General features: G+C 55.6%; 12 protein-coding genes. 6 read left to right on the top strand and 6 right to left on the bottom strand.

What is annotated here, in order from left to right; translation table 11 throughout:
- Positions 1-39: 39 nt before the first annotated feature.
- From pruA to WC600_15145, 3 genes are all read left to right on the top strand, one after another.
- Complete coding sequence (gene pruA / locus WC600_15155; GenBank protein MFA4904068.1) at positions 40-1,587, top strand: L-glutamate gamma-semialdehyde dehydrogenase; 1,548 nt, start codon at positions 40-42, stop codon at positions 1,585-1,587.
- 217 nt (positions 1,588-1,804) lie between these two features.
- Entirely contained in the window at positions 1,805-2,140 is a 336-nt protein-coding gene (locus WC600_15150) for a hypothetical protein (protein MFA4904067.1), read from the top strand.
- A 13-nt stretch (positions 2,141-2,153) separates the two neighbouring features.
- A complete protein-coding gene (locus tag WC600_15145; protein ID MFA4904066.1) occupies positions 2,154-2,771 on the top strand; it encodes a hypothetical protein in 618 nt (205 codons plus the stop codon).
- Positions 2,772-2,937: 166 nt separating this feature from the next.
- Here WC600_15145 and WC600_15140 read toward each other — a convergent pair whose 3' ends face one another.
- From WC600_15140 to WC600_15115, 6 genes are all read right to left on the bottom strand, one after another.
- Positions 2,938-4,725 (bottom strand): NAD-dependent malic enzyme, encoded by a 1,788-nt coding sequence (locus tag WC600_15140; protein ID MFA4904065.1) that lies wholly within the window; start codon positions 4,723-4,725, stop codon positions 2,938-2,940.
- A 306-nt stretch (positions 4,726-5,031) separates the two neighbouring features.
- Positions 5,032-5,808, bottom strand: a complete 777-nt coding sequence (locus WC600_15135) for a succinate dehydrogenase/fumarate reductase iron-sulfur subunit (protein MFA4904064.1) — start codon at positions 5,806-5,808, stop codon at positions 5,032-5,034.
- Positions 5,805-7,718 carry a fumarate reductase/succinate dehydrogenase flavoprotein subunit gene (locus tag WC600_15130; protein MFA4904063.1) on the bottom strand — a complete coding sequence of 638 codons (1,914 nt, stop codon included), beginning with the start codon at positions 7,716-7,718 and terminating at the stop codon, positions 5,805-5,807. The genes WC600_15135 and WC600_15130 overlap by 4 nt, the downstream gene beginning before the upstream one ends.
- Before the next feature lie 12 nt (positions 7,719-7,730).
- On the bottom strand, positions 7,731-8,381 hold the full coding sequence (locus tag WC600_15125; GenBank protein ID MFA4904062.1) for a succinate dehydrogenase cytochrome b subunit: 651 nt from the start codon (positions 8,379-8,381) through the stop codon (positions 7,731-7,733).
- Positions 8,382-8,639: 258 nt separating this feature from the next.
- Entirely contained in the window at positions 8,640-9,296 is a 657-nt protein-coding gene (locus WC600_15120; protein ID MFA4904061.1) for a response regulator transcription factor, read from the bottom strand.
- Between the two features lie 20 nt (positions 9,297-9,316).
- Positions 9,317-10,804, bottom strand: a complete 1,488-nt coding sequence (locus WC600_15115; protein MFA4904060.1) for a PAS domain S-box protein — start codon at positions 10,802-10,804, stop codon at positions 9,317-9,319.
- Positions 10,805-11,764: 960 nt separating this feature from the next.
- On the opposite strand from WC600_15115, the gene WC600_15110 reads away from it, so the two are divergent.
- The 3 genes from WC600_15110 to WC600_15100 all read left to right on the top strand — a co-directional run.
- Entirely contained in the window at positions 11,765-12,445 is a 681-nt protein-coding gene (locus WC600_15110; protein MFA4904059.1) for a CpsD/CapB family tyrosine-protein kinase, read from the top strand.
- A complete protein-coding gene (locus tag WC600_15105) occupies positions 12,442-14,181 on the top strand; it encodes a sugar transferase (GenBank protein ID MFA4904058.1) in 1,740 nt (579 codons plus the stop codon). Before WC600_15110 ends, WC600_15105 begins: the two co-directional genes overlap by 4 nt.
- Before the next feature lie 9 nt (positions 14,182-14,190).
- A partial coding sequence (locus tag WC600_15100) for a polysaccharide biosynthesis/export family protein (protein ID MFA4904057.1) occupies positions 14,191-14,732 on the top strand: 542 nt, incomplete at its 3' end.

The raw sequence follows: 14,732 nt of genomic DNA, 5'->3' as shown, positions 1-14,732 counted from the left end.
TCGCAAACTATTAGCCTGTAGCCATCAGAGGAATCCGCTATGTTCCCGCCATTTTCCAACGAGCCCCTGAGCGATTTCAGTGATCCCGCCAACATTGCGGCCTATCGGGAGGCGCTGGCCAAGGTGCGCCGGCAGTTGGGCAGCCATTGGCCTCTCATCATTGCTGGTGAAAGGGTGGATGCCGGCCAGCGGATCATGAGCCTCAATCCGGCCAGTCCTGCGGAGATCGTGGGCTCCGTGGCCGCAGCCGCCTCGCTTCACGTCGACCGGGCACTAGATGCGGCCTGGCAGGCTTTTCCGGCTTGGGCCAGGCGGTCGGCTGAGGACCGGGCCGCCGTCCTGATCAAGCTGGCTCAAGAGCTGCGCCGGCGTAAATTGGTATTGGCCGCCTGGGAAACCCTGGAGGCCTCCAAAAACTGGGCCGAGGCTGATGCCGATGTGGCCGAAGCCATCGATTTCTGTGAGTACTACGCCCGTCAGGCTCTGGAATTCGCCAAGCCCTTGCCGATTTATCCCTTCCCTGGTGAGATCAACCAGTCTTGGCTGCAACCCCTGGGAGCAGGGGTGGTCCTGCCGCCCTGGAACTTCCCCCTGGCCATTCTCGTGGGGATGGCCGCCGGACCGGTAGCCGCGGGCAATACCGTAGTGATCAAGCCTTCGTCCTATACCCCCGTGATCGGCGCGATCTTTATGCAGGTCGTGGAGTCCGCCGGGCTTCCCCCCGGTGTTATTAATTTCTTGCCGGGCCTGGGGAGCGACGTAGGGGATTACCTGGTGGACCACGTGCGGACCCGCTTTATCAACTTCACCGGTTCTCGGGAAGTGGGGGTGCGGATCGCGGTTCGGGCGGCGCAGATTCATCCGGGTCAGGAGTGGCTCAAGCGAGTCTACACCGAATTGGGCGGCAAAGATGCGGTGGTGATCGATGAGACCGCCGACCTCGATGCCGCGATTCCGGAGGTGATCAAAAGCGCCTTTGGTTTTCAAGGGCAGAAGTGCTCCGCGGCGTCGCGTCTCATTGTGGTGGCGGAAGTTTACGATGAGGTCCTTGAGCGGCTGGTGGCCGCGGTGCAAGACATCCGGGTGGGACCGGCGGAGGAGAACTATCCGCTTGGCGCTGTGATTTCCGAGGCCCAGCAGAAGATGATCTTAAGCGAAATGGAGCAGGGGCGAGGGCAGGGGAGGCTGGTAAGCGGCGGCAAGTCTCTTGACCGTGACGGCGGTTATTATCTGGAGCCCACGGTTTTTGCCGATGTGCCTCCAACGGCGCGACTGGCCCAGCGGGAAATCTTTGGGCCGGTGCTGGCAGTTATCAAAGCTGAGAATTTCGAAGACGCAGTGCGCATCTTTAACGGCACCGAATACGGCCTGACGGGTGGGCTCTTCAGCCGGAGCCGGGATCGGTTGGAGCGGGCCAAGCGGGAATTCAACGTGGGCAATCTTTATCTGAACCGGAAGATCACCGGGGCCCTGGTGGGGGTCCAGCCCTTCGGCGGCTTCAAGATGTCGGGCTCCAACGCCAAAGCCGGCGGCCCGGATTACCTGCGGCTCTTCCTGGAAATGAAAACGGTTTCTGAGAGGCTGTAATGTGGGCAGATTTCCCAACAAATCCGTGCGTAGGATATGCAGGTCATATATTCAACTAATTTGATTTATTCATAATTACCTGATAGTAGCAAGTTATAATTTTATTCTCCGAAAGGGGCTATGCTTTTTGATTTTTTGTCACAATTTTTGTAATTTAGCAATAATATGGAAGAATATGGTAAAATAAATGTAATTCCCTTTGGCAAGGAGAAGAAAAATGCCGAAATCGAAGGTCACTGGCAAGGAAGCTGCGAACAAGGCATCCGAGACTCTGAGTAGCAAAAAAACAGGGCCCAAATCGAAGACTGCGGCTGGAAGCGCCTTGTCGCAAACTAAAGCTCCCAAAAAAACAACATCAGAAAAGGCTGCTACAGCAGCATCGCAAGTCTTGAAAGATAAACGTACTAGTAGTTCTTCAAAAACCGCTGCAGGAAGCGCCCTCTCTCAAAAAAAACGTGACGTGAAATCTCCCCCCAAATCTGGCTCTGTGAAAAAATCTGACGTAGCTAAGGCGGTAACTTTAGTTTCTCACAAGCGTTCAACAAAGAAATAAAGAAAACACAGCTATGGGTGCTCAGGAATATACGCGTAATGTTTTTATAAATTGCCCGTTTGACAAGGAATATAGGGAAATTTTCTATGCAATTTTATTTGCTATATTCGATTGTGGCTATATTCCTCGTTGTGCCCTGGAACTTGGCGATGGAGGAGAAGTACGGATTCAGGAAATTGCAAGGATCATTTCCGAATGTAAGTTTGGTATTCATGATATTTCAAGAACAGAGTTAGATACTATATCCAATTTACCAAGATTCAACATGCCTCTTGAGCTGGGACTTTTTATGGGTGCAAAAAAATATGGATCTAAAAAGGATAAATCCAAGATATGTTTAATATTAGACCGAGAAATGTATCGTTATCAGGCATTTATTTCTGACATAAGTGGTCAGGACGTAAAATCTCATAACAATGACCGATACATGGTCATTCCAATCATAAGAGACTGGCTACGGAATTCATCAGGACGATCAACCATACCAGGTGGGGCCGCGATACGATCACGCTATCAACTTTTTATAACCGAGTTGCCAGATTTATGTTCAGTTCTAAAGCTTGAACCGGATAATTTGATATTTAATGATTATGCTTTGTTAGTTTCTGAGTGGCTAAAACAGAACCCCTAATTCACTTTTCAAATATTCGATCACTGCTATTTATTCACAATCCAATCAGCCCTGTCGTGTTTCCTATATGAAGATCATATAAATAACTTATCTGGTATAATTAGGACTAATTGATAGTGGCAAGAGAGTGCATTGCATAACGATCTTTTTTCGGAACCGGAGTAACCTAAACATAACTGCGATACTGCGGCTCATACATTAGGGCCTTGATCGCGGCCAAAATATCGTCGGGCCGGGGCTTGGTGGCCAGGTTGTGCTGGTAGGCTACTCCGGCTACCGCGGCAGCGACGGCGGCCGCGACCTCCCGGATCCGGGCCAGGGGTGGATAGACCCGCCCTTGCTCCAGGTCGTCTGCCGATATTTGTGCGGCCAGGGCCTTGGCCGCGGCAAAAAACATCTCATCAATGACGTGTCGGGCCCCGGACGCGATCACGCCCAACCCCACCCCCGGGAAAATATAGACGTTGTTCCCCTGTCCCGGCACCAAGGTCTTGCCCTCAAGGACAACGGGGGCAAAGGGGCTGCCGCTGGCAAAAATCGCCCTTCCCCCTGTGGCGCTATAGGCTTCCTCGGCGGAGCATTCGGCCTTGGAGGTGGGGTTGGACAGGGGGAAGATAATAGGTCGGTCATTAATCTTACCCATGGCTTCCAGGACCGGGTGCGCAAAGAGACCGTGCTTCCCAGTAACGCCAATAATGGCGGTGGGTTTCAGGGCTTCCACCACGGCCGCCAAATCAAAGATGAACTCGTGGTCATGGGCATAGCGGAGTTTGCGGCCAGTCAGGTCGCTGCGGCTTTTGACCACCAGGCCTTTGGAGTCCACAAACCAGCAGCGCTCCCGGGCCTGGGCAACGCTTAAGCCTTCATCCATCAAAGCGGCCACGGTCAGTTCGCCAATCCCGGTTCCGGCCTCACCTGCCCCCACGATCAGGAATTTTTGATCCTGGAGCTTACCGCTTTTGATCCGTAAGGCTGAATACAATCCGGCCAGGGCCACCGCCGCGGTGCCCTGGATGTCGTCATTGAAGGCGCAGAGGCGTTCCCGATAGCGCTCCAAGAGCCGGAAGGCATTGAGGTTGCCGAAATCTTCAAACTGCACCAAGGTGCGTGGAAAGACTTCGGCGACGGCCACAATGAATTCCTCGATAAAATCATCGTAGGCCGCACCGCGCAGACGCCGTTGTTTGAGTCCGATGTATAAGGGGTCGTTCAGCAAATCTTCGTTTTCGGTGCCCACGTCGAGCGTAATCGGGAGGCTGTGGGAAGGGTGGATACCGGCGCAGGCGGAGTAGAGCGCCAGCTTGCCCACGGGAATGCCCATGCCGTCTGCGCCCAGGTCTCCCAGACCGAGGATGCGCTCGCCGTCAGTGACCACAATGATGCGGATATCTTTATACGCCCAGTTGCGCAGGAGTTCCGGCATGCGCCCCCGATCCTTCGCCGAAATAAAGATCCCCCGGGGCCGGCGAAAAATATGACCGTATTCCAGACAGGCCTGGCCTACGGTCGGCGTATAGATGATGGGCATCATCTCTTCGATGTTGTCCAAAACCACCCGGTAGAACAGGGTCCGGTTACGGTTTTGGAGGCCGATCATAAAGATATACTTTTCGATATCCGTGGGCTTTTTGCGGAAATTCTCCAGGGTCCGCATCACCTGCTCTTCCATGGTTTGGACCCGGGCGGGCAGAAGCCCGCGGAGGCCTAAGATCTCCCGCTCCTCTTCCGAAAACGCCGCGTCTTTATTGAGGACCGGATCGCGCAGCACATCCACCCCGGTGGGGAAGCCCAGCATGCGGGCCAGGATCTTTTCTTTGGCGTCGGCAAACCTGCTGTTCTCCATCACCGCGGCCAGGTTAATTAAATCCAGGAACCTGGATACGGTATCCTGGCCCATCAACTCGCGCCTGATGCGGACAACCGTGTCGTCTCCTTCCAGGCTCACCTTGTACATAATCACCCCCGGCATTCGGTGGATTCGGCTCTTAGAGTCGAAGCAAGGACATCTTTATATTAAATAGATACTTTTATGGGCCGATTCAAGCCCTTGAGGAGTCATGAAATGGATGACCGGGTTTTTAAGGAGGCAGGGCTTGGGCGGATAAGCCGGCATGGTTCTGTTACGCAGTTGCCCGCGATCAGCGCCCGTGATCGGGAAAAAGCTTGGGGAAAAGTAAGGTGGGCTCACCTACACAGGCTGGAAAGCCTGTGCTACCAATGTGGCGGGCACAGAGGCCCGCCACCTGGGTTTTTAGAAATATTAAGCGGGAATTTTCTCCTTGGACAGGAACGCGGCTTTGAGCCATTCCCGGTTCAGGCGAGCAATATTGCTGATGGAAATGCCTTTGGGGCACTCCACTTCGCATTCCTTATGGTTGGTGCAGTTGCCAAACCCCTGCGCGTCCATCTGGGCCAACATGGCCAGGGCCCGTTTAGCGGCTTCCGGGCGCCCATGCGGCAGCAACGCAAACTGGGAAATCTTGGCGCTGGTAAAGAGCATGGCCGCGGCATTGGGGCAGGCCGCGACGCAGGCGCCGCAGCCGATACAGGCGGCCGCGTCCATGGCCAGGTCGGCACTTTCCTTGGGGACCGGCAAGGTGTTGGCCTCAGGGGCCTGACCGGTGATGACTGAAATGAAGCCGCCCGCCGCAATGATTTGATCCAGGGCGCTGCGGTCCACTACCAGGTCTTTGATGATGGGATAGGCCCGGGCCCGGAAGGGCTCGACGACCACGGTGTCGCCGTCTTTGAAGTGGCGCATGTGGAGCTGGCACAGAGTGGTTTCTTTCTCCGGGCCATGGGGCCGGCCGTTGACCACCGTGCCGCACATGCCGCAGATGCCCTCCCGGCAATCGTGGTCGAAAGCGATGGGCTCTTTACCCGTAAGAGTGAGGCGCTCATTGACTATGTCCAGCATCTCCAGAAATGACGCGTCGGTGGGAATATTCTCAGCCTTATAGCTTTCGAGTCGACCCGGGGCGGTTGCCCCCTGCTGCCGCCAGACCTTCAGGGTGAGGTTGATCGTCTTGCCGCTCACTTGTAGCTCCTCGTCACTAATTTGACATTTTCAAACACCAGCGGTTCCTTGTGGAAGATGGGCGCCTGGCCCTCTCCGGCATATTCCCAGACCGCTGCATGGCACATGTTTTCATCGTCCCGCAAGGCTTCATGGTCCTCGGTCTGAAAGGCCTCGTTGAAATGGCAGCCGCAGGATTCCCGGCGGGCCAGGGCATCAGCGATCAAGATATCGGCGAACTCTATGAAATCGGCCACCCGGCCGGCGTTTTCCAGGCTTTGATTGAAATCTTTCTCTTCACCCGGCACCTTCACATTCTCCCAAAATTCGGCCTTGAGGTTGGCCACGAGCCCACGGCCCTTGGTGAGCCCCGCATCAGTGCGGCCCATGCCGCAATGCTCCCACAAGATGTTCCCCAGTTCCCGGTGAAAGTCCTGCACGGTTCTTTTGCCCTTGATATTGAGCAGGCGGTCGACGCGCTGCGTAACTTCAGCTTCGGACTCCTTAAACGCGTCATTATCTACCGTAACTTCCGGGAGCCGGGTGCCGCCCAGGTAGCCGCCGATGGTGTAAGGGATGATAAAGTAGCCGTCGGCTAAACCCTGCATCAGGGCGCTGGCCCCCAGGCGGTTGGCCCCGTGGTCAGAGAAGTTGGCCTCGCCCAGGACAAAGAGGCCTGGGATGGTGCTCATCAGGTTGTAGTCTACCCAAAGGCCGCCCATGGCATAATGGGAGGCCGGATAAATCATCATGGGCGTTTCATAAGGATTGGCGGCAACGATCTTTTCATACATCTGGAAGAGATTGCCGTATCTGGCCTCGATCTCGGCCTTGCCCAGCCGTTCGATGGCATCGGCGAAATCCAGATACACGGCGCGCCCTGTGGGGCCGACGCCTTTGCCCTGGTCGCACATGAGCTTGGCGGCCCGGGAGGAGATATCCCTAGGGGCGAGGTTCCCGAAACTGGGATAGATGCGCTCCAGATAATAATCCCGTTCCGCTTCGGGGATCTGCTCCGGCGGCCTGGTGTCGCCCTCTTTTTTAGGCACCCAGACCCGGCCGTCGTTGCGCAGACTCTCAGACATCAGCGTTAGCTTGGACTGATAGTCGCCATGCACCGGGATGCAGGTGGGGTGTATCTGGGTAAAGCAAGGGTTGGCAAAACCGGCCCCTTTCTTAAAGGCCCGGATGCTGGCGGTGACGTTACAGGCCATGCCGTTGGTGGACAGAAAAAATACATTGGCATAACCGCCGGTGGCCAGGACCACCGCGTGGGCCGAGTGGCGCTCGATTTCCCCGGTGATGAGGTTCCGCACTACGATGCCCCGGGCCTGGCCGTCCACGAGCACCAGGTCCAGCATCTCCCGGCGGGGAAACATGGTGACGCGGCCCGAGGCCACCTGGCGCATCAAGGAGCTGTAGGCCCCCAGCAGGAGTTGCTGGCCGGTCTGCCCCCGGGCGTAGAACGTCCGGGAGACTTGGGCTCCGCCGAAGGAGCGGTTAGCCAAAAGCCCGCCGTATTCCCGGGCAAACGGAATTCCCTGGGCCACGCAATGATCGATGATCAAGTTGCTCACCTGGGCCAGGCGGTAGACATTGCCTTCCCGGGCCCGGAAATCGCCGCCTTTGATGGTATCGTAGAACAGCCGCCAGATACTGTCGCCGTCGTTGGGATAGTTCTTGGCCGCATTGATGCCGCCTTGGGCCGCGATGGAATGGGCCCGGCGGGGGCTGTCCTGGATACAGAAGGTCTTGACGTTGTAGCCCAGTTCCGCCAGGGAGGCAGACGCGGCGCCGCCGGCCAGGCCGGTTCCTACCACGATGATATCAAATTTTCTCTTGTTAGCCGGGCTGACCAGTTTCATTTCAAATTTGCAGCGATCCCATTTATCCGGCAAAGGCGCTACGGGAATTTTAGCATCAAGTTGCATTACAAGACCTCCCTATCTCATCGCCAGGATGACTAGCGGCAGTGAAAAAAAGCCGATGCCGGCGATCACCGCGAAGACAATACTCAGCTTTTGGATAAATGGCATGTACTTGGGCTGGTTTGCCCCCACGGTCTGGAAGGCGCTCCAGAGCCCGTGCCGGACATGCAAGGCGACGATGATCATGGCGATTAAATAAATTGCCAGAAAGCCCTTATGAGAGAAGACGTCAACGGCAATTTGAAAGATGTTCCGGGTGGTCTGATCGACGATGTGGTGGGAAAAGGTGGCCAGGTGCACTCCGAGGAAAACCAGAATCAGCAGACCGGTATAGGGCATGGTTTGCGAGCTGAAGGTGCGGCCGCCGCCACCGCTTTTGTCCACCGCGTACTTGACCGGACGGGCGCTGCGGTTCTCAAAGAACAGCACAATCGCGGTACCGACATGAATGATTAAAGCCAAGACCATGCCAATTTCCGCGGCCACCAGCAATTTCCCCAGGGCGTGCAGGTGTTCGGCATAGGCCACGAACGCCGCCGGTCCGCCATAAATGCTCAGGTTGCCCAGGAGATGGGTGGTCAGAAACAGCAGAAACAACAGGCCGGTTATGGCCATCAACTGCTTTTTGCCCACGGACGTGCTTAAGGCTTGCGTAACCCAGTTCATTAATTTCTACCTTCTTAATCTTGTCGGGTTTGAGTAATTAAGGAAGACAGGGAAAATTTTATCTACTTTAACATCCTCAAAGATGAGTGTGAATGGAAATATGTCTGATTTTTTTGTCAGAAATATTCTTACAGGACCACGACCTGGTTCTCAAGCCTGGGTTGGGGTGAACCTCCATCGGCTTGGAAGAATCAGGTCGATCTTTAGGAGTGGGACACCAAAACGGGTCTGCAGGTCAGACCCTGGAGTGTGTGGGATTCAATGGTCCAGGGAGGCGAGGCCTTCCCGGATGGCGTATTTGGTAAGCTCGACGATATTATGAATCTCCAGCTTATTCATGATTTGCTGGCGGTGGGTTTCAATGGTTTTCAGGCTAACATTCAAGGCTTCGGCGATCAGGCGGTTGGTCTTGCCTTCGGCCATAAGCTGGAGCACCTCCCGTTCTCGGGGGCTCAAGACCGAAAATACCGACGGATCGTCCTTGGAGCCACCTCCCTTCACATAGTCCTTCACCACCACGTGGGCAATCTCATGGCTCAGGTAGGTCTTCCGGGCCATAACCACGCGAATGGCAGTGGCCAATTCCTCGAAGGCCGAATCCTTGAGCAGGTAACCGGAGGCTCCCGCCTTGATCATGTTGGTAACGAAGCGCCGGTCGGAATGCATGGACAAGGCGATAATCTTGGTTTCGGGCGCCTCCTGCAATATCTGACGGGTAGCTTCAATGCCATTTAAATCGGGCATGCCCACGTCCATAATCACTACTTGGGGAGACAATTCCCGGACCAGACGCACCGCGTGCCGCCCGTCCTCCGCCTCGGCCACCACCTCCATGTCAGCTTCCCGGGCCAGAAGAGTGCGCAATCCTTGCCGCAAAATTTTGTGGTCGTCCACTACTATGATGGTTATGCCCACGTCACGTTCCTCGCCTCAGATTAATGATCCTGCCAAACCGGCACGGTGAGAGAGACCTTGCTGCCTCGATCAGGCCGGGAGTCTATCCGCAGACTGCCGCCTATGCATTCGATGCGCTCCCGGACGCTGAAGAGCCCAAAACCGCGGGGCTTTTCCCGGGAACGGGAAGTGGTGAGTTGTTGGCGGTCGAACCCCACGCCGTCGTCAGTGACGTCGATGACCAAATTGTCCCCTTCCCGCCGGATCGAAACCTCAACCTGGCGGGCCCGGGCATGCTTGGCGGCATTGAGCATGAGTTCCCGCACCATCTGGAAGACCAACACCATGGTTTCGTTACCCATGGGCTTATACTGCTCGTCTGATCGCACAATGACCTGGAGGCCGTGGTGTTCCTGGAGGTAGTCCCCGAACCACTCCACGGCAGATTCAAACCCCAGATCGTAAAGAATCGGCGGGCTCAGCTCAAAAGTTAACTCTCGACTGGATTTGATGGCCTGTTCCACCAAGAGCCGAATTTCTCCCAGAGACCCGGACACGGGAGTGCCCTCGGCCCACTCTTTGATCTCTCCCAGTTTGATCTGGGCCAGAGCCAGGGTCTGGCCGATATGGTCATGTAAATCTGTGGCGAGGCGACGCCGTTCCCGTTCCTCTACCAGAGAGATTTCCGAGGCCAGGGATCGCAACTGCTCTTGATAGGCTCGGATCTCTTCCTCGGACCTTTTTCGCTCGTTGATATCTTCTACAATGACGATAGCGAACTGGGATTGCTCCAGCAAGGACCGGACCACGGAAACGGTGAGGCGGCCCCAGACCAGGCGGCCGTCCTTGCGGAGGTAGCGATTATCTTTCTCGAAGGTCTGGCGGCGCCCCTGGGCCAAATCCCGAAAAAGTTCCTGGCAGGAGTCGGCGTCGTCCGGATGAGAAAACTTGGCCAAGATCATGCGATGGAGTTCGTCCCGGTTATATCCTAGCATCTTAAGCAGCGCCGGACTGATCTCCAGCAGGCGGCCATCCAGATCGGTCAAGGCAATGCCGAAGGGAGCCTGCTCGAACACCGTGCGGAAGCGGGCCTCGCTGTCCCGCAAGGCTTCGACGTAATCTTTGAGCACCAAATCGGAGATTTCGGGACTGAGATAAATCTTGTGGGCCATGACTAGGCGCAGGGCCGGGATCAATTCTTCGAAGACGCGATCTTTTAACAGGTAGGCCGAGACCCCGGCCTTGAGTAGATTTAAGGCCAGGCGGCGGTCGGAATGGACGGATAAGGCGATAACCTTGGCCCCGGGGGAGGTGGCGAGTATTTCTCTGGCCGTATCAACGCCGCTGAATTCGGCCATCCTTTCATCAAGTATGACTATATCGGGACTGAGGTCCCGGGCTAACCGGACTGTGGTGTGGCTGTCCCGGGCTTCGGCGACTATGGTAACCTCCGGGTCTTTTTCCAGCAGGGACCGTAACCCTTTGCGCATGACTGAGTGTTCGTCGGCCAGGAGGATCGTAATACTCATTGTAAAGTTCCAGACAACAGGGTCGTGGGGCGCTCAATCTCTTCGCCGTAGTACCAAGCTTCATTTATCATGAGTTGACCCATGACCAGAATTCTTATTGCAAACCAAGGCATAATTATTGATAATCAGAGTAACCATAGCATAATGCAAGAGATAAAGTAATAAAAACTCCTTTGTAATATAAAAAAATTCATATAACGTAACACCATTTCATATTTCGTTATATTAACTATAGTTTAATTAAACTAAGCTTTAATACTTTTAATAGTAAACTTTATTTAATATTTTATAGAACAACCAGCTACTACAAATCGCCAAAGAATACCGATGTATTAGGGGAGTAGAGGGAGGTCGCCACCTGTGAACCGGGGCCACGATATTTTCTCATAATATCCTCGGACAGAACTGGGCCATCCCGTCGTTTCTGCTGCATTTTAGATTCACTCGGCTACTGCTCCTAATCGGTCAAAGGAGGCCCTAACATAAATACTTTTTGGCAGGCCCATGATGGGCCTGCTCTTGCGGCCAAAATTAATTCGTCTTTAAAGTTCCCGAAATTAATTCCCGATATTCCTGGTGTGGTCTCGGTCCTGAAACTTCAATGCGAACCCTGCCTGACGCTCGCCTCACCGGTTTAGGTTAGGCGAGGTGCCTGAAGAGCAAATCATGGAAGGATGGGGAAGGCCCGAGAGGGATGATGCAGCGAATGTCTGGCAAGAGGATTATGCGGGCAAGCTGATAAAAATTTATCGAAAGGCAAGAGTTCACCCCAGCCGGTTTAAGCAGGGGAAATTCAGGGAATTCCTGAGAACAATATCAGGTGAGCACCGGATTGTTTAGGGTTTGCGGTCCGGTGATAATCCCGGTAAGCGTGAGAAAGTAGGGTAGGCTTATGGATATGGCGGTACAGCAACCCCAAGAAATTGTTCAGCATCAATCCGGCACCCGGTGGAGGCGACCATGCACTATGCCCCGGCCTTGAGCAACCAGCCAAACGTGCAGCACTTTTATGGTCCGGGGGTCCGTCGGGTCTTCATGGGGATATACAACAATATTCTGTTGACTACGGCTGACGCCCGGCAACGGCACTTTCTGATCTGTGCGGCCAACCCCGGGGAAGGCGGCACCACCGTGGCTATCGGACTGGCCATGGCGGCCGCTGAGATCCAAAATCAGCCGGTGCTGCTCATCGACGGCAACTTTGCCCAGCCCCAAATCTGCGCCGCGTTTGGGTTGCCGGAACTTTACGGCTTCGGTGATTGCCTGGCCGGCAGAATCGAGGCCAAAAGCGTGGTGCAGGCCACTCCCATGCCCCAGTTAAAGGTGATGGGCGCAGGCGTCGCACCCATTAATCACATCAGCCTGCTGGAGCCCCCGGTCTTGAAAAATCTTTTAGGCTGCCTGAACCGGGAATACTCCACCATCATTATCGATGGCCCGGCTGTGAACGTGTCTCCCGAGTCGATGCTCTATGCCGCCCAAGTCGACCGGACTTTCTTGGTAGTTCATGCCGGCATCACCCGGGTTCAGGTGGTGTCTGCGGCCTTGGACAGACTGGATGCCGGCGGTTGTGAAAAAGTTGACCTGATTCTTAACCGGAGGACCTTTCCTATTCCTCCCTGGATTTACCGACGCCTATGAACCCCATTCCCAATACCGCGGTGGTGCTGGCCGGCAGTTTGGCCACCTTTCATGGGTTGGCCCTGGCCGCTTATCCCAAGATTCTTCTGCCCCTGGCCAACCGTCCCCTGGTGCACTATCAGGCCGGAGTTTTGGCCGCAGCCGGGGTCACCCGCCTGATCCTCTGCGTTCAGCCGGGGATGGCGGAGGTGGTGGCTGCCCACCTCAGGACGCTGCCCGACTCCCTGCAATACCTGGTCCGGGAAACCAGTTATGGTACCGGGGGCTCCCTGAAGGAAGTGGCGGATGCCCTGCACGGGAACGCCTTCTGGGTGATGAACGGCGATTTGTTGTTGAGCGGGGGCCTCGCCGAGATGCTGGCCTGGCACCAAGAATGCCGGGCCCTGGCCACCGTGGGGGGGCTCAAGGTGCGGGAGGCCCCCTGGGAGATGGAGCGGGTCGAAGTTGATGCGGATCAACAGGTCAGGAGCATCCACCGCATCCACCCGGCCCAGGAACGGCGGAGCACCTTGCGTCCCGCCGGCCTTTACCTGTTTCAAGCGGAGATTCTGGATTATATCCCCGAGAGCGGTTACTTCGATCTCAAAGAGCAGCTCTTCGCACCTCTTTACCACCAGGGGGCCCGCACTGCGGTCTGGGAGCTTCCGGGCTATAGCCGCACCATCACCAGCGTCGGCGATTTCTTCAGCGCCAATCTGGAAGTGTTGAATGGTCGGGTACCGCTGCCAGACCCGGACACAGCGCCGGATAATGCCGCTCAGGCCGAAATCAACGCCTCGGCCCGGGTATTTGCCCCGGTAGTGGTAGGTTCGGGTTCGAAGGTGGGCGCTGAGGCCATCATTCTCGGCCCTTCGGCCATCGGCTCCCACTGCGAGGTGGAGCGGGGGGCGGTCATCAATGAGTGCGTGGTTCTGGATAACGCTCGGATTCGTCAGGGGGCCTACCTCCACCGTTGCGTCATCTGCGCAGGGGCCATCATTGACAATTTGACGAGTTTCCACGAAATGGCGGTGATGCGAACCCAGGCTGCGCTGCCCGAGCAAACCGCTGTCTCCCTGCGGGAACATGCCCGGCGCAATCCGGCGTATATGGGAGGGCCGCTGGAATGGCAGACGGACGCGGGAACGATCTATCAGAACGTCAAACGCGGCATGGACGTTTTCTTGTCCTTGTTGGGGCTCATTATCACTGCTCCCATTATGCTGGTTGTAGCCATGCTTATCAAGCTGGATTCCCCGGGGGAGGTCATCTTCAGGCAGGAAAGATGTGGCCAGGGTGGTCGCAATTTCACCATGTATAAATTTCGGTCCATGTTGAATAACGCGGAAGATCTGAAGCGGGAACTTCAGGACTTGAATGAAGTGGACGGGCCGATGTTCAAAATCGTCCAAGATCCTCGGATCACCCGGGTGGGAAGGTTTATCCGGGACACCAACCTGGATGAGCTACCGCAGCTCTGGAACGTCCTGAAAGGAGATATGAGCATGGTGGGCCCCCGGCCTCTGTCTTTAGATGAGATGCGCTACAACCCCAAATGGCGAGATGCGCGGCTGTCGGTGCGCCCCGGCATGACCGGGTTGTGGCAGGTTGAGGCCCATACCAATGTTTATTTTAACGACTGGATCATTAATGACTTGGAATACGTTAAGCATTGTTCTTTGTGGCTTGATGTAAAGATCATGGTCAAGACCATGAGACGCCTATTCCGAGAGGCCTTTGGTCTCGAAATGAAGTAGAGGCTGACTATGAAAAGATGGCGTACTATATGGGTGAGCGGGCTACTCCTTCTGGTTATGGCGTGCGCCGGCGGCAAAGGCACCGGAGTTAAGCAGGTGGCCTTTCCGGAGATGAAACCGCCGCCTAAGGGGCCGGTGGTGGTGGAGTCCTACCGGGTCCTCAAAGGCGACACCTTGACTATCAGCTTCCCCCTTAATCCCGAGCTTGATCTTAAGCCGGTGTTGGTTCGTCCGGACGGCAAAATCCTCTTAAACCTGGTGGGCGAAGTCAATGCTTACGGCATGACCATCCCGGAATTGCAGCAGACCATTGGGCAGCGTTACCGGGAATTCATCAATCGGACCGGCTACAGCAAGGTGTTGCGGCCCAACGACTACTTTGATCTCAAGTTCGTCTATAACCCGGAGCTGAACATCGGGGTGCGTATCCAGTCCGACGGCAAGGTCTCGCTGCCCCTTGTGGGGGAGGTCCAGGCCGCCAATCTGACCCCGGAGCAGTTGCGTCAAGAGCTCATCGCCAGATACTCCCATGATATCCGCAAACCCGATAT

Source organism: Desulfobaccales bacterium, assembly GCA_041648175.1.
In the GTDB taxonomy this organism is placed as follows: Bacteria; Desulfobacterota; Desulfobaccia; order Desulfobaccales; family 0-14-0-80-60-11; genus 0-14-0-80-60-11.
Note: the sequence above shows the minus strand (reverse complement) of the source record. Positions and strands in the feature narration are given on the sequence as shown.

Excerpts from the sequence above, each read along its gene's own strand:
- pruA (MFA4904068.1), top strand. The coding sequence starts at position 40 with ATGTTCCCGCCATTTTCCAACGAGCCCCTGAGCGATTTCAGTGATCCC.
- WC600_15150 (MFA4904067.1), top strand. The coding sequence starts at position 1,805 with ATGCCGAAATCGAAGGTCACTGGCAAGGAAGCTGCGAACAAGGCATCC.
- WC600_15145 (MFA4904066.1), top strand. The coding sequence starts at position 2,154 with ATGGGTGCTCAGGAATATACGCGTAATGTTTTTATAAATTGCCCGTTT.
- WC600_15140 (MFA4904065.1), bottom strand. The coding sequence starts at position 4,725 with ATGTACAAGGTGAGCCTGGAAGGAGACGACACGGTTGTCCGCATCAGG.
- WC600_15130 (MFA4904063.1), bottom strand. The coding sequence starts at position 7,718 with ATGCAACTTGATGCTAAAATTCCCGTAGCGCCTTTGCCGGATAAATGG.
- WC600_15125 (MFA4904062.1), bottom strand. The coding sequence starts at position 8,381 with ATGAACTGGGTTACGCAAGCCTTAAGCACGTCCGTGGGCAAAAAGCAG.
- WC600_15115 (MFA4904060.1), bottom strand. The coding sequence starts at position 10,804 with ATGAGTATTACGATCCTCCTGGCCGACGAACACTCAGTCATGCGCAAA.
- WC600_15110 (MFA4904059.1), top strand. The coding sequence starts at position 11,765 with ATGCACTATGCCCCGGCCTTGAGCAACCAGCCAAACGTGCAGCACTTT.
- WC600_15105 (MFA4904058.1), top strand. The coding sequence starts at position 12,442 with ATGAACCCCATTCCCAATACCGCGGTGGTGCTGGCCGGCAGTTTGGCC.